This is a genomic window from Bradyrhizobium guangxiense (assembly GCF_004114915.1).
Taxonomy (GTDB): Bacteria; Pseudomonadota; Alphaproteobacteria; order Rhizobiales; family Xanthobacteraceae; genus Bradyrhizobium; species Bradyrhizobium guangxiense.
In genome coordinates, this window is the sequence record NZ_CP022219.1 from 3,196,207 (window position 1) to 3,214,342 (window position 18,136).

Below are 18,136 nucleotides of genomic sequence, written 5' to 3' on the forward strand. Positions count from 1 at the left end.
TGCGCATGATCCTTTCGGAAAACCGCCGCGCACCTTTCCGGATCATGCTTTAGCGCGTTGCGTCCGCGAGCCAGCCGAACACCGAGAAAACCAAGGGCTTGCGCTCCAGATTGTAGGTTTCGGTGTCGCGCGCGGCGCGGACGATCTTTTCCCATACCTCGGCTAGGCGCGCAAGGCGCGGCAGGTTCTGGTTGGCATTGGCCTCGTCCGCATGCAGGCGCTCCGCGATCCAGCGATCGATGCCGTCGACGAAGGCCGCAAGCGCGACGCGGTCGCTGGTGCCAAGCGAATCGCCGAGCGTGTGCAGTTCGCGCGGATCGACCTGTGGCAGGCGCGCCAGCAGCGCCGCCGTGCGCTGCTGAAGTTTCAGCGCATCGCCACCGAGCAGCGTCAGGGCCCGTGCGACGCTGCCCTCGGAGGCCTCTGCCGCCTCACGCAGCGCAGGATCGTTTGGATCGAGGTCGGCCGCCGCAGCCGCTGCTGCGATAACGTCGTCCGTGGCCAGCGGCCGCAGGCGCAGCTTGCGGCAGCGCGACTGGATCGTGGCGAGCACGCGCGCCGGCGCATGGCTCACCAGAAGGAAGAGCGATTGCTGCGGCGGCTCCTCCAAAATCTTCAGAAGCGCGTTGGCCGCATTTGGATTGAGCTCGTCGACGGTGTCGACCACGCAGACACGCCAGCCTTCCGCTGCCGCGGTCGAGCCGAAGAAACCGATCGTCTCGCGCGTCTCGTCCACCGTGATTACGGTGCGCATCACGCCGCGATCATTGGCGGTGCGCTCCAGCGTCAGCAGGCCGCCATGCGAGCCGGCCGCCACCTGCCGCGCAACGGCGTCGTCAGGATCGATCGCAAGATCTTCGGCGCGCTGCACGGCGGGCGTCAGCGGCTGGCCATGGGCGAGCACGAAGCGCGCCATGCGATAGGCCAGGGTCGCCTTGCCGATCCCTTGCGGCCCTCCGATCAGCCAGGCATGCGGAATCCGCCCGCTGCGATAGGCTGTCAGCAGCGCCGTCTCGGCCTCGCGATGGCCGAACAGCCTCGATGTCTCGCGCGGATGCGGAATGGCGGTTTCGCGCTCGGTCTGACGCGGGCTCATGCGGATATCACCGAAGCCGGTGTGGGAAGAAGACGATCGCGCAGCGCGGTCCAGACCCGGGCCGCGACCGTGTCAGGATCGGAATTGGCGTCGATCAGCACGCAGCGCGCGGGCTCATCCGCGGCGATCTTGCGATAGGCCTCGCGCAGGCCCTGGTGGAAGCTGAGCTGCTCGGCCTCGAACCTGTCCGGCGTGCCGCTGCCGCGCCGCGCGGCCGCGCGCTGCAGGCCGATCTCGACCGGCAAATCGAGGATGATGGTGAGGTCCGGCTTGAGATCGCCGATCGTGACCCGCTGCATGGCGTTGATCAGGCCATCAGGCACGCGGCCCAAGCTGCCCTGATAGGCCCGCGTCGAGTCGGCGAAACGATCGCACAGCACCCAGGTGCCCTGGTTGAGCGCAGGCAGGATCACGGTACGGACGTGGTCATCGCGCGCGGCGGCAAATAAGAGCGTCTCCGCCTCGGGACCGAGCAGCTTGCCCATGCCCGACAGCACCAGATGGCGCATGATCTCGGCCCCAGGTGAGCCGCCCGGCTCGCGCGTGATGCGGATGCGAAGCTTTGTCGCGTTGAGGCGATCGGCGAGCTTCTTGATCTGGGTCGACTTGCCCGTTCCCTCGCCGCCTTCGAAGGTGATGAAGCGTCCGCGTCCGGACGGCCGCTGTGCCGCGCTCTCGCTCATGATCAGAGCTTCTCGGCGCCCGCGCGAAACATGCCGATCACGAGCTCGCTGGCACCATCGATCGCGCGGCGCATGGTCGAGCCGGTGCCGATCGCCTCGCCGGCGTAGACTGGCGTCTCGACCGCGATATTGCCGCTGCGCCAGACCCTGACCACGCCGACCTGCTGGCCGGCCTCGACCGGCGCCCGCACCGGGCCCCTATAGACGACGCGCGCGATCAGCTTGTCGCTGCCGTTCTTGTGCACCATCACCTTCACAGGGGTCTTGGCGACGAGCTTGACCGAACGGCTCTCGCCGCCGAACACCTTGGCATAGCCGACCGGCTGCTCGGCTGCGATCAGCGTGCGGGTTTCGAAATTGCGGAAGCCCCATTCCAGCATCTTCTTGGCTTCCGTCGCGCGATCTTCAGGGTCTTCCAGCCCGTTGACGACCACGATCAGCCGCGTGCCGTTCTGCACGGCCGAGCCGACCATGCCGTAGCCGCCTTCCTTGGTATAGCCGGTCTTCAGGCCGTCGGCGCCTTCCATCGAATTGAGCAGCGGATTGCGGTTGGGCTGGCGGATCTTGTTCCAGGTGAACTCCTTCTCACCGAACAGTTTGTAGAATTCGGGGAAGTCCAGGATGATGTGCCGGGCGAGGACGCCGAGCTCGCGCACCGTCATCTTGTTGCCGGGATCGGGCAGACCGTTGGAATTGCCGAAGGTCGACCTGGTCATGCCGAGCTCGCGGGCACGCTTGGTCATGAAGTCCGCGGCGAAGATCTTCTCGTTGCCCGCCATGGCTTCGGCGAGCGCGATGCAGGCGTCATTACCGCTCTGGATGATCGCGCCATGCAGGAGATCATCGACCGAGACCTTGCTGTTGATGGCGGCAAACATGGTCGAGCCGCCCGAGGGCGCCCCGCCCCGGCGCCAGGCGTTCTCGCTGATCCGGTACTCGTCGGTCAGCTTGATGTCGCCCTTCTTGATCGCATTGAAGACGACCTCCGCCGTCATCAACTTCATCATGCTGGAGGGCGCGCGCAGCTCGTCGGCGTTCTTCTCGAACAGCACGCTGCCGCTGGAAGCCTCGATCAGGATCGCGGTCGGGGCATCGCCGTCAAAGCCCGTATCGTCCGCCTTCTTGGCGCCCTGGACGCTCTGATTGGCGGCCAGCAGCGCCCCGCCCCAGCTTATGCCTACAACGAGAACCGTCGCGACCAATCCGCGCGCCAGCGCTCCGGCGGTGAAGCGGGTGCGACGAAGCAAAGAAGGACGAAATGCCATGGCCAAGCCCTGAGAGCGGCGTTCTAACAGCTGGAACGGGTGCGAACAACACGAGGGTTGGACGACTGCCGCGAGATTGCACGATTCTCACCGCGCCCCTATCGTGGCGCCTCATGTTTTTCGACCAAACCCCTGAAACAAGGCGGAAAAGCGATGTCTTCTACCCGCGTGATCAAGGCCAACGGCATCGATCTCTTCATCCGCGAAGCCGGCCAGGGTCCACTGGTGGTGCTCTGTCATGGCTGGCCGGAACTGTCCTATTCCTGGCGCCACCAGATCCCCGCGCTCGCGGCGGCCGGGTTTCACGTCGTCGCCCCCGACATGCGCGGCTACGGCCAGAGCGCGGCGCCGCCCGAGATTGCCGCCTACTCCATCTTCGACACGGTCGGTGACGTGGTCGGCCTCGTGCAGGCGCTCGGCGAGTCCAGGGCGATGGTGGTCGGCCATGATTGGGGCGCGCCGGTTGCCTGGCATGCGGCGCTGTTCCGGCCCGACATCTTCACGGCGGTCGCTGGCCTCAGCGTGCCGCCCCCGTTTCGCGGCCGCGGCAAGCCGCTCGACCTGTTGCGCCAGGGCGGCGTCACCAATTTCTACTGGCAGTATTTCCAGGCGCCGGGCGTCGCCGAGGCCGAGCTCGAGCGCGACGTCGCCCGCACCATGCGCATCGTGCTGGGAGGACGCGGCCTTGCCGACCCCACCGCCGCCATGTTCGTGCAGGAGGGCAAGGGCTTTCTCAGCCACGCGACCGCCGAGGAGCCGCTGCCCGGCTGGCTCGACGAGGCTGATCTCGCCTATTTCACCGAAAGCTTCCGCAAGTCCGGCTTTCGCGGCGGGCTGACCTGGTACCGCAACATCGACCGCAATTGGGAGCTGACGGCGCCCTGGCAGGACGCGCAGATTCATCAACCCTCGCTGTTCATCGCCGGCTCCAGGGACGCCGTCATCACCGGCCTGATCGGGGCCAAGCGCGTCAACGAGCTCGAACGGGTGCTGCCCAATCTGAAGCGCAAGCTGATCATCGAGGGCGCCGGCCACTGGGTGCAGCAAGAACGGCCCGACGAGGTGAACGCGGCGCTGGTGACCTTCCTAAAGGAAAGCGCGGCTCAGTAGAGCCCGCGACCGCTCAGGATGCTGCGGGCCTCGGCGGCGCCGTCGGTCGATGAGGCCGCGCTCTCGGCGGCGTAGCGGCCGTCCTCGTCGTATGACACCGCGCGAGCATTCTGAAGCGCACGGCCCCGGCTGCGACTCGAGGCCGACATTTCCGAGGTCGCATTGAGCGAGGCCATGTCGGCGGAGGTGTTGCCGAGATTATAGGGCCGCCCCTCCGGCATCGGCACGTCGCCGCGAATGGCGCCGCGGCCTGAGGACGGCAATTCCGGCACGAAGGGCTTTGCCGAGGCGACCCGGACCATCGAGGGCGACGGCGCCGGAACGCCGGTGCGCAGGGTCGCCAGAAGCTGGCGGTCGTCGGAGCCTTCAAGCGGCGCCCGGCCGACATATTCAACCCTGACCTTGGCGACGCCATTTCCTTTGAATTCAAGGAGTTCGGCGGCTTTGTTCGAGACGTCGATGAGGCGGTTGCCGTGATAGGGTCCGCGGTCGTTGACGCGGACGATCAGCGACTTACCGTTCGAGATGTTGGTCACCCGCGCGTAGGACGGCATCGGCAGGGTCGGATGCGCCGCGGTCAGCGAGGCCATGTCGAACACTTCGCCGTTGGCGGTCAGGCGGCCGTGGAAATCGTCACCGTACCAGGACGCCATGCCCTCCGCGCGGTAGTTGACGTCCTCCTCCGGCACGTAGGTCCTGCCCGCCACGACATAAGGCTTGCCGACGCGATAGGTGCCGCCGCCCTTCGGGACCGGATCGCCCCAGGCCACCACCCGGGGGCTCGAGGACACGCCGTATTTGGGATCAACGCGGCTGGCGAATTTGTTGGAGGAGGCGCAATTGGCAAGTGCAACGCAGGTCGCGACCGCCGCAACACCGCGCGCGGCCCGCAAAACCGAATCTGACCGTCGGATCCCCATTCGCCCCAAATACCATTTTGCCGGAGGCGTATCCCACCCGCTTGGCTACGGGAGCGCCGTCCGGTCATCTGATCCGCGGCGGCCCACCACCGTCTCGGACGTGGTAAGGATAACGCAACCCGAACGCGGCGGAAATGGGGAGCCCACAGCGATCCCGCCGGGATGGTAAACGGGACGTTCGCATTTTTCCGTTGTTGTACGGGCCGATGGCGCCCGCGTTGTGCCAGCGCTGGACATTCTGTTGCGCCAAATCCTCACTCCACCCCCATTGTCGTTGCCTTCACCGGAATTCTTTTGACTGTGCAAGGCCGCACGCGTTCTCTCGGATGCAAGGGCGGGATTTGGAATTTAACGATGATCGAGACGGTTTCGGCACTGATGGGTCTGGTAAGCGCGGGGATCTTCCTGGCCCATGCGTTTGAAGGCTACCGCACGAGGGCCTGAAGGCACTCGCGCACACGGCAAGCATCACCTCTTTCAAGACGGCACGTTCGGACAATTTCAATCGATCCGACCGAGCATCGAAGACGAGAGCGGCAGGGGTCCCATGCGCAACCATGACCTAGTATCTGACGGCTTCCTGGCATTGACCGCCGGCGGCTTGGTCCTGCTCTGCTCGAGCCTCGTGGCACTGGCCTTCGCCTGAGCGCCTATCCCCTCCTTCCGATTTTCAAGCGCGGCGGCCCCCCGGCACGCAACCTTACCCGCCTTGTCCCGCTCTCATTGAGTTGATTGAATTTCCGCGTGCGGCGCCTCGACTAAGTTTCAAGAGGCCATCACCGACTGGGGTGACGCACATGCTTGCCGAGAAATTCTTCCTGGTCCTGGAATCACTGCTCCGCGGCGACCGCACCTATCCGGACGGAAGCCCGCGGGTCATCAGCACCTCCCCGCACGTGCCGCTGAAGGTGCCGCCGGCGCGGCCATAGCCGGCGCCTTCACGCGCGCTCAGCGCAGGCCCAGCAGGGAGCGGCGATAAAGGCTGCCACGCGCCTCGCTCTGGCAGACGAAGCTGCCGTCGAAGCCCTGGCCGTAGCGCTTCTGACCCTTGCGGTAGTAGACGCCTTTCCTGAAATCGAGCCAGACCACCTTGTCGTGCGGACAGTGACGCTGCGCTTGCGCCTCGTAGCGAAACGGCGTCAGCGGCGTTGCCAAGGCCTCTCCGGAGCCGGCGCCCACCATGATCGCGCCGGCGAGCACGATCCCGCCGGCCCATCCGCCGAAGCCGCTCCCCGTCACGTCCCGCCTCCCAATCCCGTCCGTCGTGCGATGGCCGCATAGCAAGGTAGCACGAAATGGTGCGATCCGCCGAAGGCGAGACGCATGGCGTCTTCCGCCGGCCATCTTGTCGGGCTAGAGAAAAGCGAGATCGCCTGCGATTGCGAGGATGCGGCCTGAATGTCGGTTGAGCCTGGACCCCGATCCGAATTCGGTACCGAACGCCGCCCACCCTCGCCGCGCCTGGGCCTGCTGCCGATGATCATCTTTGGCTCGCGCTGGCTGCAGCTGCCGCTCTATCTCGGACTGATCGTGGCGCAATGCGTCTACATCGCGCTGTTCCTGAAGGAGCTCTGGCACCTCTCCTGGCACGCCCTCGACCTCACCGAACAACAGATCATGATGAGCGTGCTCGCGCTGATCGACGTCGTGATGATCTCCAATTTGCTCGTGATGGTGATCGTCGGCGGCTACGAGACCTTCGTCTCGCGGCTCGACCTGCAAGGCCATCCCGACGAGCCGGAATGGCTCGGCCATGTCAATGCGAGCGTGCTCAAGATCAAGCTCGCCATGGCCATCATCGGCATCTCCTCGATCGCGCTGCTGCGCACCTTCATCGAGGCCGGCAATCTCGGCTCGAACCGCGCCGGCTACACCGAGAACGGCGTGATGTGGCAGGGGCTGATCCACCTCACCTTCGTCGTCTCGGCGATCGGCATTGCCTTTATCGACAGGCTCGGTGACTCCGGCGCGCGCAAGCAGGCCGCATAGCACCGGACGACCGACTCACCTGTCGGCTTCAAGCTGCTGCATGGCCTGATGCAGGCACTCCTGAAGCTTGGCGGCGACCTGCTCGCGCGCAACGCCGGTGCCGGCGAGATCGCCCGACACCTTGTCCAGCACCTCGTCCATCGTCCGGTCTTCCAGATGGTCCGCAACCAGCGTCGTCGCGTAGCTCGCGGCGGCATCGCCGCTCAGACCGAGCCGGCCGGCGGCCCAGAGACCGAGCAGCTTGTTGGACCGGGCCGTGGCCTTGAACATGAGCTCCTCGTCGTGGACGAATTTGGCCTCAAAGCCCTGCTCGCGCTTGTCGAACGTGGTCATGGTCAGCTCCATTGCGCTTTCGCTGATGAGGGTCGGACTGGTCGGGGGCGAACGTCTCCGCGGGTTCAGGTCGGTTCAGGATTGCGTCAAGCTTCCTCCCGGACGGCGAATGCCGTCAAGCCATCCGGCACGTCGTAGGTCCTCAACGCGAAAGCGCCCACCGGCACGAAGGCCGGTGGGCGCGTCTGGTTCAAGAGATCGCTGGGGCTGGCGAAAGCGCTCAGCCCTTGGCTGCGGCGGCTTCGCGCGCAAGGCGTTCGGCTCTGAGGCGCTCTTTGTTGGCGTAGAACGCCTTCTGCGCCGCTTCATGGTCGCGCATGGCCTTTTCGGCCTCGATCCGGCGTGCCGCATCGCGGGCCTGGCGCTGCTCGGGGGTCAGGGGTTTGCGTCGGAATGAAAGGTCTTCAGTCATGCTGAGATAACGCGGGTGTGAGGAAAGAGTTCCTCACCTCCCCCGAACGCGCCTTGCGCAAAATACCGAAAAACAACCCCATGCACAGTAGCTATGCTGTTGGAGAACAAAGCTTTTCTGTAAGGCTCCAAGGCCCTAAATCTCGATCTCGGCGATGACCGGCAGATGGTCCGAGTAGGCTCTCGCCTCCGCGTCGGTCCAGACTTTCACGATCCGGCTGTCGGACGTTGCATAGATCCGGTCGAGCCGCAGAAGCGGCAGACGCGACGGGAAGGTCCGCAGTCTCGTGCGGTTTGGGCAGGCCTGCGCGAGCACGCGCCGCACCGACTTGACCCAAAACCAGTCGTTGAAATCGCCGAGGACGACGGTCCGCCCGGGTTTCACCAGGCTCACCAGAGTCTGAGCCTGCGCATAGCGCTCGTGGATGCTCAAGCCGAGATGCGTGGCGACCACGCGCACGTCGCCGGAAGGCGCCAGCAATCCCGCCGCAATCGCTCTGCGCGGCTCCCGCTCACGATAGGACACGTCGACGATCTCTGGCGCAGCGGAGAAAGGAAACCGGCTGAGGAGCATCTGGCCGTAGTCGCCATCCCTGGTGACGATCGACTTGGCGTGGACGCGGTGATCGCCGACGACACTCGCCAGCTTCGCAAAGGGATCGTCGGACCTCGATCGCGAATCCACCTCCTGAAGCGCGACGACATCAGGGGCCCATTTGCGGACAATCGAGCAGACACCTTCCAGATCGAACGTCGGATTGAGATTGAACGTGCCATGCACGTTCCACGTCATGAAGCGCATCGGCGCCATCACCGTCTCCCGGCGAGCCAGGTCGCGACGAATTGTGCGCCCGCGCAGATCCCGAGCCAGCCCAGAAACGCCAGCGCCAACAGCAACAGATTGCTCCAGGACGCATTCCTGGCCAGATCTGCGATCTGCGCGCCCAGAACGGCCATGGCGAGAATACCCGGCATCATGCCGAGCACGGTTCCGACCAGAAAGTCACGAAGCGGCAGCGTGCTCGCGCCCGCCACGACATTCACCAGCGAGAACGGCGCGATCGGAATCATCCGGATGACGACGACCGCGAGAACCCCCTTGCCGACGACACGTTGCTGGATGCGCGCGGCGCGTCGTCCGAGCAGATGTTGGAGGCGTTCGCGGCCGAGCAAACGTCCGATTGCAAAAAGGATGAAGGCGCTGAGCGTGACCCCCGCCATTGCTGTGGCGAAACCCAGCCATGGCCCCAGGGCGGCGGCAGTTGCGGCAATCAGCACGAGAACCGGAAACACGACCAGCCCGCCCACCACAAAGGCTGCGATCGCGAATGGCGGCCCCCAGACCGAGTGCGCGTAGGCGGACAGGAACGTCGACACGTGATTGGTGTCGGCGAAATCGCTCAAGGACGTGTAGGACCAAGCCATCGCCAAGCCAAGGAGCGCCGCGGCGATCGCTGCGATCCCGATGATGGTCTTCGTGCTCCACATGCGCGACGCCGCCCGCTCCAGATGAAGCGGCCGCTCAGGGTCCGCCACCGGCTGAACCATTGTGGCTAGAGTGCTGGTCAGGACCGAGGACTCCACCTCCCGCAGCGTTTTCTCCCCACCGGCTCGCGACACCTCATCCAGCAGAGCAGGAAGACGATCCTCGTTGCGTGCGATGGTCTGTTCGTCGAGGCCGCAGAAATGGGCGATCAGCCGACGGCGGACCGACGCGACGAAGTCCCGGTGCTCATCGGTTGTGGCTTCGAGAATGAGATCGCATTCGCTGTCGGCACCCATCGACCGGTTGTTAAAATTGGCCGAGCCGATCCTCAAGATCCGGTCGTCGACGATCATGAGCTTGCTGTGCACCATCACGGCCGCTTCCGTATCGCCCTCGCATGAGACCGGATAGACGAAGCGGATCCGATCGGCCACGCCGGCCTCGTCGAAGCAAGCGATGAAGGCGCCGCGGCCGTTCTGCATCGCCTGGGATTCCAGCCACGAGGAATGCAGCTTGGGGGCGACAACCAGAGCCCGGAGCGAAGGCACACGGCGCATCTGCTCCGCCAGCTCGCGCGCGATCTTGATGGCGCTGGTGAACTGGTTCTCGATGTAGACAAAACTGGTGGCCGACCGGATCGCGGCAATCAACGAGCGTTCGACCTCCCTGATGGTCGAACCTGCGGGGCAGTTCACCTCGGTCCTCGCGATCCCGACCGGCATATGCTCAGCCTCCACCGGCACATGCACCGGCCATCGCATGCGCTTAAGCGCGCGCCGTTCATGCGTCTTTTGACCTGCGGCACGCCAGCGTTCCTCGGCGAGGTCGAACAGCGAGGCTGCAGCATCCCCATCGACCAGGCATTGAACATCATGAAACGGCGGGGATGGCCTACCCTGGGGGTCGCAGCGCAATTCGTGATCGGCGCGATGGTCACGGGTGTCCCAGCGCCTGATCGTCAGATCGAGCCCGCCGACGAACGCGAGCGAACCGTCGATGCAGACGATCTTCTGGTGCTGCGCCGAGCCGAACGGAAGCGTGGAATCCAAATGAAATTGGACGCGGCCGTCCGTGCCTGCGGTGAATTTCGCCGCCGAATTCCATTCCCTCTCCGAGGCGTAGAACGAGACGAAGTCCCAGACCAGAATGTTGATCTGCAAGGTGGGACGGCGTTGAACCAGCGCGCGCAGGAACGGGCCGAGTTGTTCCGGCAGGCCGTCATCCGCGCGTCCGGACGCTCCGACCAGCCTGGTCTCGCTATGGATATCCCATCCGACGATGTAGATGAGATCCTGCGCCTCCAGCAGCGCCTCCCGTAGGGCTGCGAAATAAGCGGCAGCATCGTTGAGAACCGCCACACGCCGCGCCTCACACCGCCGCCAGACGGTGTGGCCGGGGATCAGTGTCGATGAACTCTGAAGCAGGTGGACCTCGCAATTCGCATTCGCGTCTAAACGCGCTGAACGCTCAAGGGGTTCCACGTCGTCAGCAGTCGGGATTGCCGTTCAGCATGCGAGAATGCCGAAGGCATGAGTTGGCTCGCGCCATCGCGGATTGCGCTATTTGGTGCGGACCGTCTTGGCGCCGGCGCTCCTCAAGACGTCTGCAATCTTCTCGGGGGCATCGCCGTGGAAATCGACCGAGACCTCGATCAGTCCGTCCAGCTTCTGCCGGCCGTCCGGTGCAGGCGCGACCTTGACGTCGCTCCCTGCCGGTCGTGTGCCGGCTGTATTCGCGCCGCCGGCGGCCTGGACGAAGACGTCGCTGCGCGGCACGCCGCATTCCTGCACGACATGCTCGATCGCAAGCTCGGCGCCGCGGCGCGTGTCGAATTCACCGATGATGGTACTTTCCAAATGCGCTCTCCGTGGCTGGACGAGAGTGCGAACAACAAGTCAGCGAGGGCCAGGTTCCTGAAAGTCAGACCCGAAGCATCCCGAACAGGAAGAGCGGTGCGGCGCCGCAACGCAAATTCGTGAGACCACGACGTTGTTGAGGCAGGTCAATATGAACCAGCCCAAGTTTTGGAATTCTGCCTCCGGCAAACAATGGAGAGGGCCATGTCAGAGCAGAGCAGCATGCATTTCTATCTCAATTGGGCCAAGGAGCGGATCGACGAAATGGATGCCGCGCTGGCCTCGTTCGAGGTCAAGGCCGGCCAGGCCAAGGCCGAGTCCAAGGTCAAGACGGATGAACTCCTGTCCGATCTCACCAAGCGCCGTGACGAATTTCGGGCCATGCTCAAGACCCAGGCGGAAGCCGGTGAAGTCGCCTGGACCAAGGCCAAGGCGGACCTGGAAAAGCAGTGGGCCGGATTCGAAGCCCAGGTGAAGACCTACTTCGAAGGCGCCGGCAAACAGTTCGAGCAGCAGCAGGCCACGTTCAAGGACGTCGCAGCGGCACAGGCCAAGGCCTGGCGCGAAGCGGCGGACAAATTCCGCGAGGCCGCCGGCAAGGTGGCCGCAGCCCGCACCGTCGATGTCGATGCCGCGCTCAAGCAGATGAAATCCGACGCGTCCGAAGCCGAAGCGCGCCTGCAGAAGCTGAAGCAGGCTGGCAGCGAATCCTGGTCGGTCCTGAGCGCCGCGCTCGCCGAATCCCGCAAGGCGTTCGATCAGGCGAACCAGGCCGCCTGGGACGCGCTGAAGAGCGCAGGTCCGAAGAGCTGAGGTATTCGCTTCAGCAAAGGTTGCTGCTCGCGCGCCAGGACGCTGGAACGCAGGCCGGCTTTAGGCAGAACTCCGGCCGAGCCATCACTACGCCACAGACGGCTCGGCTCAGCCCGCGGTAAGTCAAAAGTGAACAGGATCGCTCGGGAAATTAACCTCGTCTTAAGCCTGCCGGTTGTGCGGCCGGGTTCCCTTCGATAGAAGGTAGCCTCCCAGCGTCAGTAGCGTTCAACAGTAATGATCACGTACAAGCAGTACCACATCGAGCGCCTCGAGCACGGTCCGAAGCGCTGGGTTGCCCGCATCACACGAACCGACGGCAAGAACATCCGTACGATCATGCCGGCATCCGAGCATCCCTATCTCGACACGAAGCCCACCTCGTCGGGCGAGGAAGCCGAGAAGCTTGCCAAGGAAGGCATCGACTTCGGGGGCATGGTCTAGCAGGTCGTCCGCCGTTTGCGCCGTTCCCGCCGATCGGCGAACCCACTCGTGTTGTCGTGGCCGCGATGTTCGTTACCAACTCTGGTTCGGCTTTTGAACGCATCACCCCCGGTCGAGGGTCGAGACATTTCGCCTGCCCCCGGCCCGACCATCGTCGCTGCGAGGACGTGCAGGATTCCCTCACCAATTAGTGGTTCGAAGTATCATGATTGCGTGGTTACTCGTCATTACCATCGGAACGACGGCGACAATTTCAGTACCGGGGATTGAATCAGAAGCCCAATGCGAGGCGCTGGCCCAAAGATTCGCTACGACGGTCGGTGTTACGCCGACGCATAAGTGCGTCGACTACAGGGCGGCGAGGATCGTGGTCAAGGATCCCGAGGTGATTATGGTGCCGTTTGCGGAGAAGTAATCGGACCACATCGACAAGGTGCCGCGTACGCAAGGGCGGCGAACGAAGGCTCGGTCTATGGCTACGCAAATCGTCACGGATAGGCATCGTTAATGCGAGCCAGATTGCGGGCATGACGACGGTCTGCGAAATCAGATCTTGGCCCTAGCTTCGTAGCGACCTACCACGCACTTATAGCGACCAACTTGCCAATCCTCGGACCGATAAATGGGGTGGTTCTCCTTCCATTGGGCCAAGCTTGCCTGGCCACCGATCATGCACTCTTGGAGAGTAAGACCCGATTCCAAGGACGAATTTGTGACAACCACCTCAGTGCAGTCCGGCGCGGTAAGGTGACAAAGCACGGCAACCATCGTCACGAACATGATTCGGAATCCAGGAAAGAGGCAATCGCATAAATGAAATGAATAGGCGCGAGTCACGGCGGCAAAAATGCAGCGACTGATTCGACGGATTCGGTGCTGACTGCAGGCTGATGGGATCGGACAAAAATGAAACGAGATGTAACTGGCAGATTCGCCTCGGGCCGACCATCTTGTCCGATCAGGATCAATCCCGCGCCTCCATTTGCTACATTCAGAATGATCGGCTCTCCGCTCCACGTCTTAATCGGCTCCATTCCGATGACGAGAAACTCGCCTATGGGCTGATCGAAATATTGAATGCGCAACTGGGGTCCGACCTCAGACGGCGCAAGTTGTAAGCCGAGGTTTCTAGCTCGTGCGTAAAGGTCAGCCAATGTGACGCTATCGGACGTGAAGCCAAGCTGAGCCGGCGAGACGAGTGCGAGCTCGATGTTCGTCTTCTGAGAAGCAAGGATGAAGGTCGGTCGAGCAAGAATTTCGGCCGCTTGGCCACCCACATTGCAGCCCATACTGTCCATCGCGGTGCGCAGCTTAAGTGAATCAGCGAAAGTGCCTATGGCAATAGTTTTCCAAGTCGCAACGTCGCCCGAGGATCTAATGAGCTCTTGAGGCCCCTCTGCATTGCGTGGCGTCGATTTGAGATGCCTTTCTAAGACATCACGCGCCGAGCACTGAGCTTGCGCCGCACTGCTTGAGAGCTGAACAATGAAAGCCGAAAGTATCAAAACCACGAAGTAGTGGCCGACCAGGCTCCTGCTGTGCCTATTGACTGCAATCCATTGCGCTATGCCTTTTGCAATAGACATGGCAAACCACTTTTTCAATCAAGAGCTTGACAGAAAAAGCCCGCCTCCGAGTCAATGGGAAGAACGGAGGGAAATGACGTCCATGAACATTCCCCGGCCGACTTGGAAATGCGTCCGGAGGCGGGGCCTATGGTTTAAAGTATTCCAATTTCAATTTGCAGGCGGCAGTCCGTAAGCCTGATCACGCCCGCCCATCATCTAAAAGCTATGATGTAAATGGATCGTAGCATTATGGTTGCATCTGCTCAATGCCAGAAGTCTGACAAGCGGCCTTCAGCGGGTATCATGTCCCAGGAGGCTTGAACCCTGCACCGATACGGGTTGCTTTTTCCTGGATACCCTTAAATTCGGGCAGGGTCCAAGCCCGCACCGTTTCGAGCTTCGTGAACGCGCCAGTGGCTGCGGCAGCCATTCCTGCAGCGACCGCATCCGAGCCGTCGGCAACCTCGGTGATGATCACGATGTCGTTTGAGCCCGTCGTCATGTATGCCGCCACTAGCTTGCCGCCAGCCTTCTCGACGAGCCCGTTAATAGCTGCGGTGCGGTCCGTTGGCTCGCTGACCATCCCTTTGATCGCAGTGTGAGAATACGAAGCGTACGTGATGAACAACGGCATTTCGTCCTCCCAATTGCTTGCGCGAAAAAACTCAATCCGTCTTCGGATAGCGACGGACAGTTTCGAGCCTCGCACACCCTTATGTTCTTGGCAATTTGCGCTGCGTCCGACCACTCCAGCAGCTTACATCAGCTAAGCCGCCGAGACCTTTATGACGTTGAATGGTATTTCAAGGCTGGCGGCCTAGTCGGAGCGACGGCGTCTTGACGAACTTGAGGTTAGCTTCGGGTCCAAAATGCGAAGAACTCAGGTTGAGCAAATCGGATCCGCTCTGGCGCCATAAGCAGACCTCCCTCAGACGCGGCGGCAACGTCACCGATGGGCCACGCGCCCTCCTCGGCGGCTTGCCCACGAAAGTGGAAACACCATCCGCCGCGTTCGGGGCGTAAACGATCGAAATGGCTTGTGGCGACGATTGGGAAAGAATTGCGTCCACCAAACGGCTCACCGATTATCATGCAGCATCGGCATTCACTTTGACGGAGCACGAGTTTTGAGGAAATAGAATAGGTGACGACTGCGGTACTCCCCAGACCTAGCGAGTCGCGTTTGGCGAACGAAAACCGCCAAATATTGAAAAATATTGGCTTTTTAGCCTTGACTGGCGGAAGGGGTGGGATTCGAACCCACGGTACCCTTGCGGGCACGCCGGTTTTCAAGACCGGTGCCTTAAACCACTCGGCCACCCTTCCAAGTCCGGAATGGCTGTCGCTTAGCCCAGCCGACCGCGCAAGGCAACGCGAAGTTGGGCGCCCTCGCCTCACCCCCATCGGGCTTGCTCACTGTCAGGCCAGCGTCAGCCTGTTCGCTTAGCCTGTGCCTTCGCAAATCCCGGACACTGGCGACATCTCCCAGGGCGTCGCTGGTTGCGAGGCCCGGTTGGACTGGTCTCCATACCCGGGCCTCGTTTTGCGGCTCGCAAATGCAAACGGCGCCCTCGAGGGAGCGCCGCGCAAATCCGGTCTCGTCAGTCGGCGTCAGTATCCGCAGGACGCGCAGCCCATCTGCACCGGGGCGTAATAGGAATAACCGGGCGAAACCATCTCGACTCGCTGGCGCGTGGCGTATTGCGGCGGGATGCGCTCGTACTGGACGCCGGGCGGCGCCACCATCACGGTCTGCGGCACCATCACGGTGCGGTACTGCGCCGGCGTGCGGTGTGCGACCACGGAGCCCGGCGAGACCATCACGGTCTCGTCGACCGTGCGGTATTGCGGCGGCACGTATTGCTGCTGGTAGCAGGTCGTGCAGGGCGGCGGTGCGTAGCAATTGTAGCAACCGGCGGAGGCTGCGCCCGTCATGGACATCGCGGCGACGGCGGTCGAGAAAACAACAGCAAGAGTACGCGACATTATGTAGTGCCCCAGTTGCCCAAATGGATTTGCGAAGGTGGCCGCATTATACGCGGCAAAATCCAGGGCTGCTGAAGTTCATCAGGGCATCCTTAATGCGAACGGCCGGCTTGCGCCGGCCGCTAAGGACTCGTTGACCATCCGCGCTTCGGCGGACGGCACGAAGCTCATTTCGAGCGCCGCTTGACCTCGCGCACCGCGCCGCGCGCAGCGCTGGTGGTGAGCGCGGCGTAAGCCTGCAGCGCGGTCGAGACGTTGCGCTTGCGGCCCGTCGCCTGCCAGGCGGCATCGCCCTTGGCTTCTTCCGCGGCGCGGCGCTTAGCAAGCTCCTCGTCGGAGACTTCGAGGCTGATGCTGCGGTTCGGGATGTCGATCGCGATGATGTCGCCGGTGCGAACCAGGCCGATGTTGCCGCCTTCGGCGGCTTCCGGCGACAAATGCCCGATCGACAGGCCGGACGAGCCGCCGGAGAAGCGTCCGTCGGTGACGAGCGCGCAGGCCTTGCCGAGGCCCATCGATTTCAAATAGCTGGTCGGATACAGCATCTCCTGCATGCCGGGGCCGCCGCGCGGGCCTTCATAGATGATGACCACGACCTCGCCGGCAACGACCTTGCCGCCCAGAATGCCCTCGACCGCCGCATCCTGGCTTTCGAACACGCGCGCGGGGCCGGAGAATTTCAGGATCGAGGCATCGACGCCGGCGGTCTTCACGATGCAGCCGTCCTGCGCGAGATTGCCGTAGAGCACGGCGAGGCCGCCGTCCTTGCTGAAGGCGTGCGCGAGGTCGCGCACGACGCCCTTCTCGCGGTCAGCGTCGAGCTCGTCGTAGCGGCGCTCCTGGCTGAAGGCGACTTGCGTCGGGATGCCGCCCGGCGAGGCGCGATAGAAGGTGCGCACCGTGTCGCTCTTGGTGCGCTTGATGTCCCAGCGCTCCAGCGCCTCGTTCATGGTCGGCGCGTGCACGGTCGAGACCGAGGTGTCGATCAGCCCGGCGCGGTCGAGCTCGCCGAGGATGCCCATGATGCCGCCGGCGCGGTGCACGTCCTCGACATGCACGTCGGCAACCGACGGCGCGACCTTGCAGAGCACGGGCACGCGGCGCGAGAGCCGGTCGATGTCGCGCATGGTGAACTCGACCTGCCCTTCATGGGCGGCGGCAAGCAGATGCAGCACGGTGTTGGTCGAGCCGCCCATCGCGATGTCGAGCGTCATGGCGTTCTCGAATGCCTTGAAGTTGGCGATGTTCCGCGGCAGCACGGAGGCGTCGTCCTGCTCGTAATAGCGGCGGACGAGATCGACAATGGTGTGGCCGGCCTCGACGAACAGCCGCTTCCGGTCGGCATGGGTCGCGACCACCGAGCCGTTGCCGGGCAGCGCCAGGCCCAGCGCCTCGGTCAGGCAGTTCATGGAATTGGCCGTGAACATGCCCGAGCAGGAGCCGCAGGTCGGACACGCCGAGCGCTCGATGACCTTGACGTCGTCGTCGCTGACCTTGGAATCGGCGGCGGCCACCATGGCATCGATGAGGTCGACGGCCTTGGTCTTGCCGGCCAGCTTGACCTTGCCGGCCTCCATCGGCCCGCCCGAGACGAACACGGCGGGGATGTTGAGCCTGAGCGCTGCCATCAGCATGCCGGGCGTGATCTTGTCGCAGTTGGAGATGCAGACGAGGCCGTCGGCGCAATGCGCGTTGGCCATGTACTCGACGCTGTCGGCGATCAGCTCGCGCGACGGCAGGCTGTAGAGCATGCCGTCATGGCCCATGGCGATGCCGTCGTCGACCGCGATGGTGTTGAACTCCTTGGCGACGCCGCCGGCCTGCTCGATCTCGCGGGCAACGAGCTGGCCGAGGTCCTTGAGGTGGACGTGGCCGGGCACGAACTGGGTGAAGGAGTTGACCACCGCAATGATCGGCTTGCCGAAATCGGCGTCCTTCATGCCGGTCGCGCGCCAGAGGCCGCGGGCGCCCGCCATGTTGCGGCCGTGGGTGGTGGTGCGGGAGCGATAGGCTGGCATGGCGGTTTCCGTCCTCGGGTTCGGGGGCCGGCGGGAAAATATGGAGCCGCCTCAGGCCTTTCCGGCCGGATAGCGCACGGGCCGGGCGCGCGCAACGGGAACTTGGTCCGGACAGGGCTCCCCTGCTCCCGGCGCGGGCTTTTGTCGCCCGTCTTACC

The 18,136-nt window shown here is 63.6% G+C and carries 19 protein-coding genes and 1 tRNA gene; 5 read left to right on the top strand and 15 right to left on the bottom strand.

Going from position 1 to position 18,136, the window contains the following annotated elements:
• Positions 1–49: 49 nt before the first annotated feature.
• Genes X268_RS15055 through X268_RS15065 form a run of 3 tightly spaced genes read right to left on the bottom strand, consistent with a single transcriptional unit; the run spans position 50 to position 3,044 of the window.
• Positions 50–1,096, bottom strand: a complete 1,047-nt coding sequence (locus X268_RS15055; RefSeq protein WP_128925679.1) for a DNA polymerase III subunit delta' — start codon at positions 1,094–1,096, stop codon at positions 50–52.
• Positions 1,093–1,779, bottom strand: coding sequence for a dTMP kinase (gene tmk, locus X268_RS15060; protein WP_128925680.1), 687 nt, complete (start codon positions 1,777–1,779; stop codon positions 1,093–1,095). The genes X268_RS15055 and tmk overlap by 4 nt, the downstream gene beginning before the upstream one ends.
• A gap of 2 nt (positions 1,780–1,781) precedes the next feature.
• Entirely contained in the window at positions 1,782–3,044 is a 1,263-nt protein-coding gene (locus X268_RS15065; protein WP_128925681.1) for a D-alanyl-D-alanine carboxypeptidase family protein, read from the bottom strand.
• 153 nt (positions 3,045–3,197) lie between these two features.
• Between X268_RS15065 and X268_RS15070 the strand changes: the two genes are divergently transcribed.
• A complete protein-coding gene (locus X268_RS15070) occupies positions 3,198–4,154 on the top strand; it encodes an alpha/beta fold hydrolase (RefSeq protein WP_128925682.1) in 957 nt (318 codons plus the stop codon).
• Here the strand turns inward: X268_RS15070 and X268_RS15075 are convergent.
• Complete coding sequence (locus X268_RS15075; protein WP_128925683.1) at positions 4,148–5,074, bottom strand: septal ring lytic transglycosylase RlpA family protein; 927 nt, start codon at positions 5,072–5,074, stop codon at positions 4,148–4,150. The genes X268_RS15070 and X268_RS15075 overlap by 7 nt on opposite strands.
• A gap of 797 nt (positions 5,075–5,871) precedes the next feature.
• Here X268_RS15075 and X268_RS40540 point away from each other — a divergent pair.
• A complete protein-coding gene (locus X268_RS40540) occupies positions 5,872–6,003 on the top strand; it encodes a hypothetical protein (protein WP_283818293.1) in 132 nt (43 codons plus the stop codon).
• Positions 6,004–6,022: 19 nt separating this feature from the next.
• On the opposite strand, the gene X268_RS15085 is transcribed toward X268_RS40540, so the two are convergent.
• Positions 6,023–6,313: a hypothetical protein gene (locus X268_RS15085; protein ID WP_128925684.1), complete on the bottom strand. Its 291-nt coding sequence runs from the start codon at positions 6,311–6,313 to the stop codon at positions 6,023–6,025.
• A gap of 159 nt (positions 6,314–6,472) precedes the next feature.
• On the opposite strand from X268_RS15085, the gene X268_RS15090 reads away from it, so the two are divergent.
• Entirely contained in the window at positions 6,473–7,063 is a 591-nt protein-coding gene (locus X268_RS15090) for a TIGR00645 family protein (protein WP_128925685.1), read from the top strand.
• A 15-nt stretch (positions 7,064–7,078) separates the two neighbouring features.
• On the opposite strand, the gene X268_RS15095 is transcribed toward X268_RS15090, so the two are convergent.
• From X268_RS15095 to X268_RS15115, 5 genes are all read right to left on the bottom strand, one after another.
• Entirely contained in the window at positions 7,079–7,396 is a 318-nt protein-coding gene (locus X268_RS15095; protein ID WP_164937744.1) for a DUF1476 domain-containing protein, read from the bottom strand.
• Between the two features lie 220 nt (positions 7,397–7,616).
• Entirely contained in the window at positions 7,617–7,808 is a 192-nt protein-coding gene (locus X268_RS15100; RefSeq protein WP_018641976.1) for a hypothetical protein, read from the bottom strand.
• Between the two features lie 135 nt (positions 7,809–7,943).
• Positions 7,944–8,618, bottom strand: a complete 675-nt coding sequence (locus X268_RS15105) for an endonuclease/exonuclease/phosphatase family protein (RefSeq protein WP_128925687.1) — start codon at positions 8,616–8,618, stop codon at positions 7,944–7,946.
• Positions 8,618–10,774, bottom strand: a complete 2,157-nt coding sequence (locus tag X268_RS15110; RefSeq protein ID WP_245477908.1) for a VTT domain-containing protein — start codon at positions 10,772–10,774, stop codon at positions 8,618–8,620. The genes X268_RS15105 and X268_RS15110 overlap by 1 nt, the downstream gene beginning before the upstream one ends.
• Positions 10,775–10,852: 78 nt before the next feature.
• A complete protein-coding gene (locus X268_RS15115) occupies positions 10,853–11,149 on the bottom strand; it encodes a hypothetical protein (RefSeq protein ID WP_128925688.1) in 297 nt (98 codons plus the stop codon).
• Between the two features lie 204 nt (positions 11,150–11,353).
• Here X268_RS15115 and X268_RS15120 point away from each other — a divergent pair, with 204 nt between their 5' ends.
• Positions 11,354–11,962, top strand: a complete 609-nt coding sequence (locus X268_RS15120) for a sll1863 family stress response protein (protein WP_128925689.1) — start codon at positions 11,354–11,356, stop codon at positions 11,960–11,962.
• A gap of 237 nt (positions 11,963–12,199) precedes the next feature.
• Positions 12,200–12,406 (top strand): hypothetical protein, encoded by a 207-nt coding sequence (locus X268_RS15125; RefSeq protein WP_128925690.1) that lies wholly within the window; start codon positions 12,200–12,202, stop codon positions 12,404–12,406.
• An 833-nt stretch (positions 12,407–13,239) separates the two neighbouring features.
• Here the strand turns inward: X268_RS15125 and X268_RS15130 are convergent.
• The 5 genes from X268_RS15130 to ilvD form a co-directional block, all read right to left on the bottom strand.
• Positions 13,240–14,010, bottom strand: coding sequence for a hypothetical protein (locus tag X268_RS15130; RefSeq protein WP_245477910.1), 771 nt, complete (start codon positions 14,008–14,010; stop codon positions 13,240–13,242).
• A 265-nt stretch (positions 14,011–14,275) separates the two neighbouring features.
• On the bottom strand, positions 14,276–14,608 hold the full coding sequence (locus tag X268_RS15135) for a GYD domain-containing protein (RefSeq protein WP_128925691.1): 333 nt from the start codon (positions 14,606–14,608) through the stop codon (positions 14,276–14,278).
• Positions 14,609–15,210: 602 nt separating this feature from the next.
• Positions 15,211–15,300: transfer RNA gene (locus X268_RS15140), tRNA-Ser, on the bottom strand.
• A gap of 285 nt (positions 15,301–15,585) precedes the next feature.
• On the bottom strand, positions 15,586–15,909 hold the full coding sequence (locus X268_RS15145) for a hypothetical protein (RefSeq protein WP_128929274.1): 324 nt from the start codon (positions 15,907–15,909) through the stop codon (positions 15,586–15,588).
• Positions 15,910–16,127: 218 nt separating this feature from the next.
• Positions 16,128–17,978 (bottom strand): dihydroxy-acid dehydratase, encoded by a 1,851-nt coding sequence (gene ilvD, locus X268_RS15150; protein ID WP_128925692.1) that lies wholly within the window; start codon positions 17,976–17,978, stop codon positions 16,128–16,130.
• Positions 17,979–18,136: the final 158 nt, after the last annotated feature.

Bases quoted from the DNA above. Each gene is read 5' to 3' on its own strand.
- X268_RS15055 (WP_128925679.1), bottom strand. From the start codon at position 1,096: ATGAGCCCGCGTCAGACCGAGCGCGAAACCGCCATTCCGCATCCGCGC.
- tmk (WP_128925680.1), bottom strand. From the start codon at position 1,779: ATGAGCGAGAGCGCGGCACAGCGGCCGTCCGGACGCGGACGCTTCATC.
- X268_RS15065 (WP_128925681.1), bottom strand. From the start codon at position 3,044: ATGGCATTTCGTCCTTCTTTGCTTCGTCGCACCCGCTTCACCGCCGGA.
- X268_RS15070 (WP_128925682.1), top strand. From the start codon at position 3,198: ATGTCTTCTACCCGCGTGATCAAGGCCAACGGCATCGATCTCTTCATC.
- X268_RS15075 (WP_128925683.1), bottom strand. From the start codon at position 5,074: ATGGGGATCCGACGGTCAGATTCGGTTTTGCGGGCCGCGCGCGGTGTT.
- X268_RS40540 (WP_283818293.1), top strand. From the start codon at position 5,872: ATGCTTGCCGAGAAATTCTTCCTGGTCCTGGAATCACTGCTCCGCGGC.
- X268_RS15090 (WP_128925685.1), top strand. From the start codon at position 6,473: ATGTCGGTTGAGCCTGGACCCCGATCCGAATTCGGTACCGAACGCCGC.
- X268_RS15095 (WP_164937744.1), bottom strand. From the start codon at position 7,396: ATGACCACGTTCGACAAGCGCGAGCAGGGCTTTGAGGCCAAATTCGTC.
- X268_RS15100 (WP_018641976.1), bottom strand. From the start codon at position 7,808: ATGACTGAAGACCTTTCATTCCGACGCAAACCCCTGACCCCCGAGCAG.
- X268_RS15105 (WP_128925687.1), bottom strand. From the start codon at position 8,618: ATGGCGCCGATGCGCTTCATGACGTGGAACGTGCATGGCACGTTCAAT.
- X268_RS15120 (WP_128925689.1), top strand. From the start codon at position 11,354: ATGTCAGAGCAGAGCAGCATGCATTTCTATCTCAATTGGGCCAAGGAG.
- X268_RS15125 (WP_128925690.1), top strand. From the start codon at position 12,200: ATGATCACGTACAAGCAGTACCACATCGAGCGCCTCGAGCACGGTCCG.
- X268_RS15135 (WP_128925691.1), bottom strand. From the start codon at position 14,608: ATGCCGTTGTTCATCACGTACGCTTCGTATTCTCACACTGCGATCAAA.
- X268_RS15145 (WP_128929274.1), bottom strand. From the start codon at position 15,909: ATGACGGGCGCAGCCTCCGCCGGTTGCTACAATTGCTACGCACCGCCG.
- ilvD (WP_128925692.1), bottom strand. From the start codon at position 17,978: ATGCCAGCCTATCGCTCCCGCACCACCACCCACGGCCGCAACATGGCG.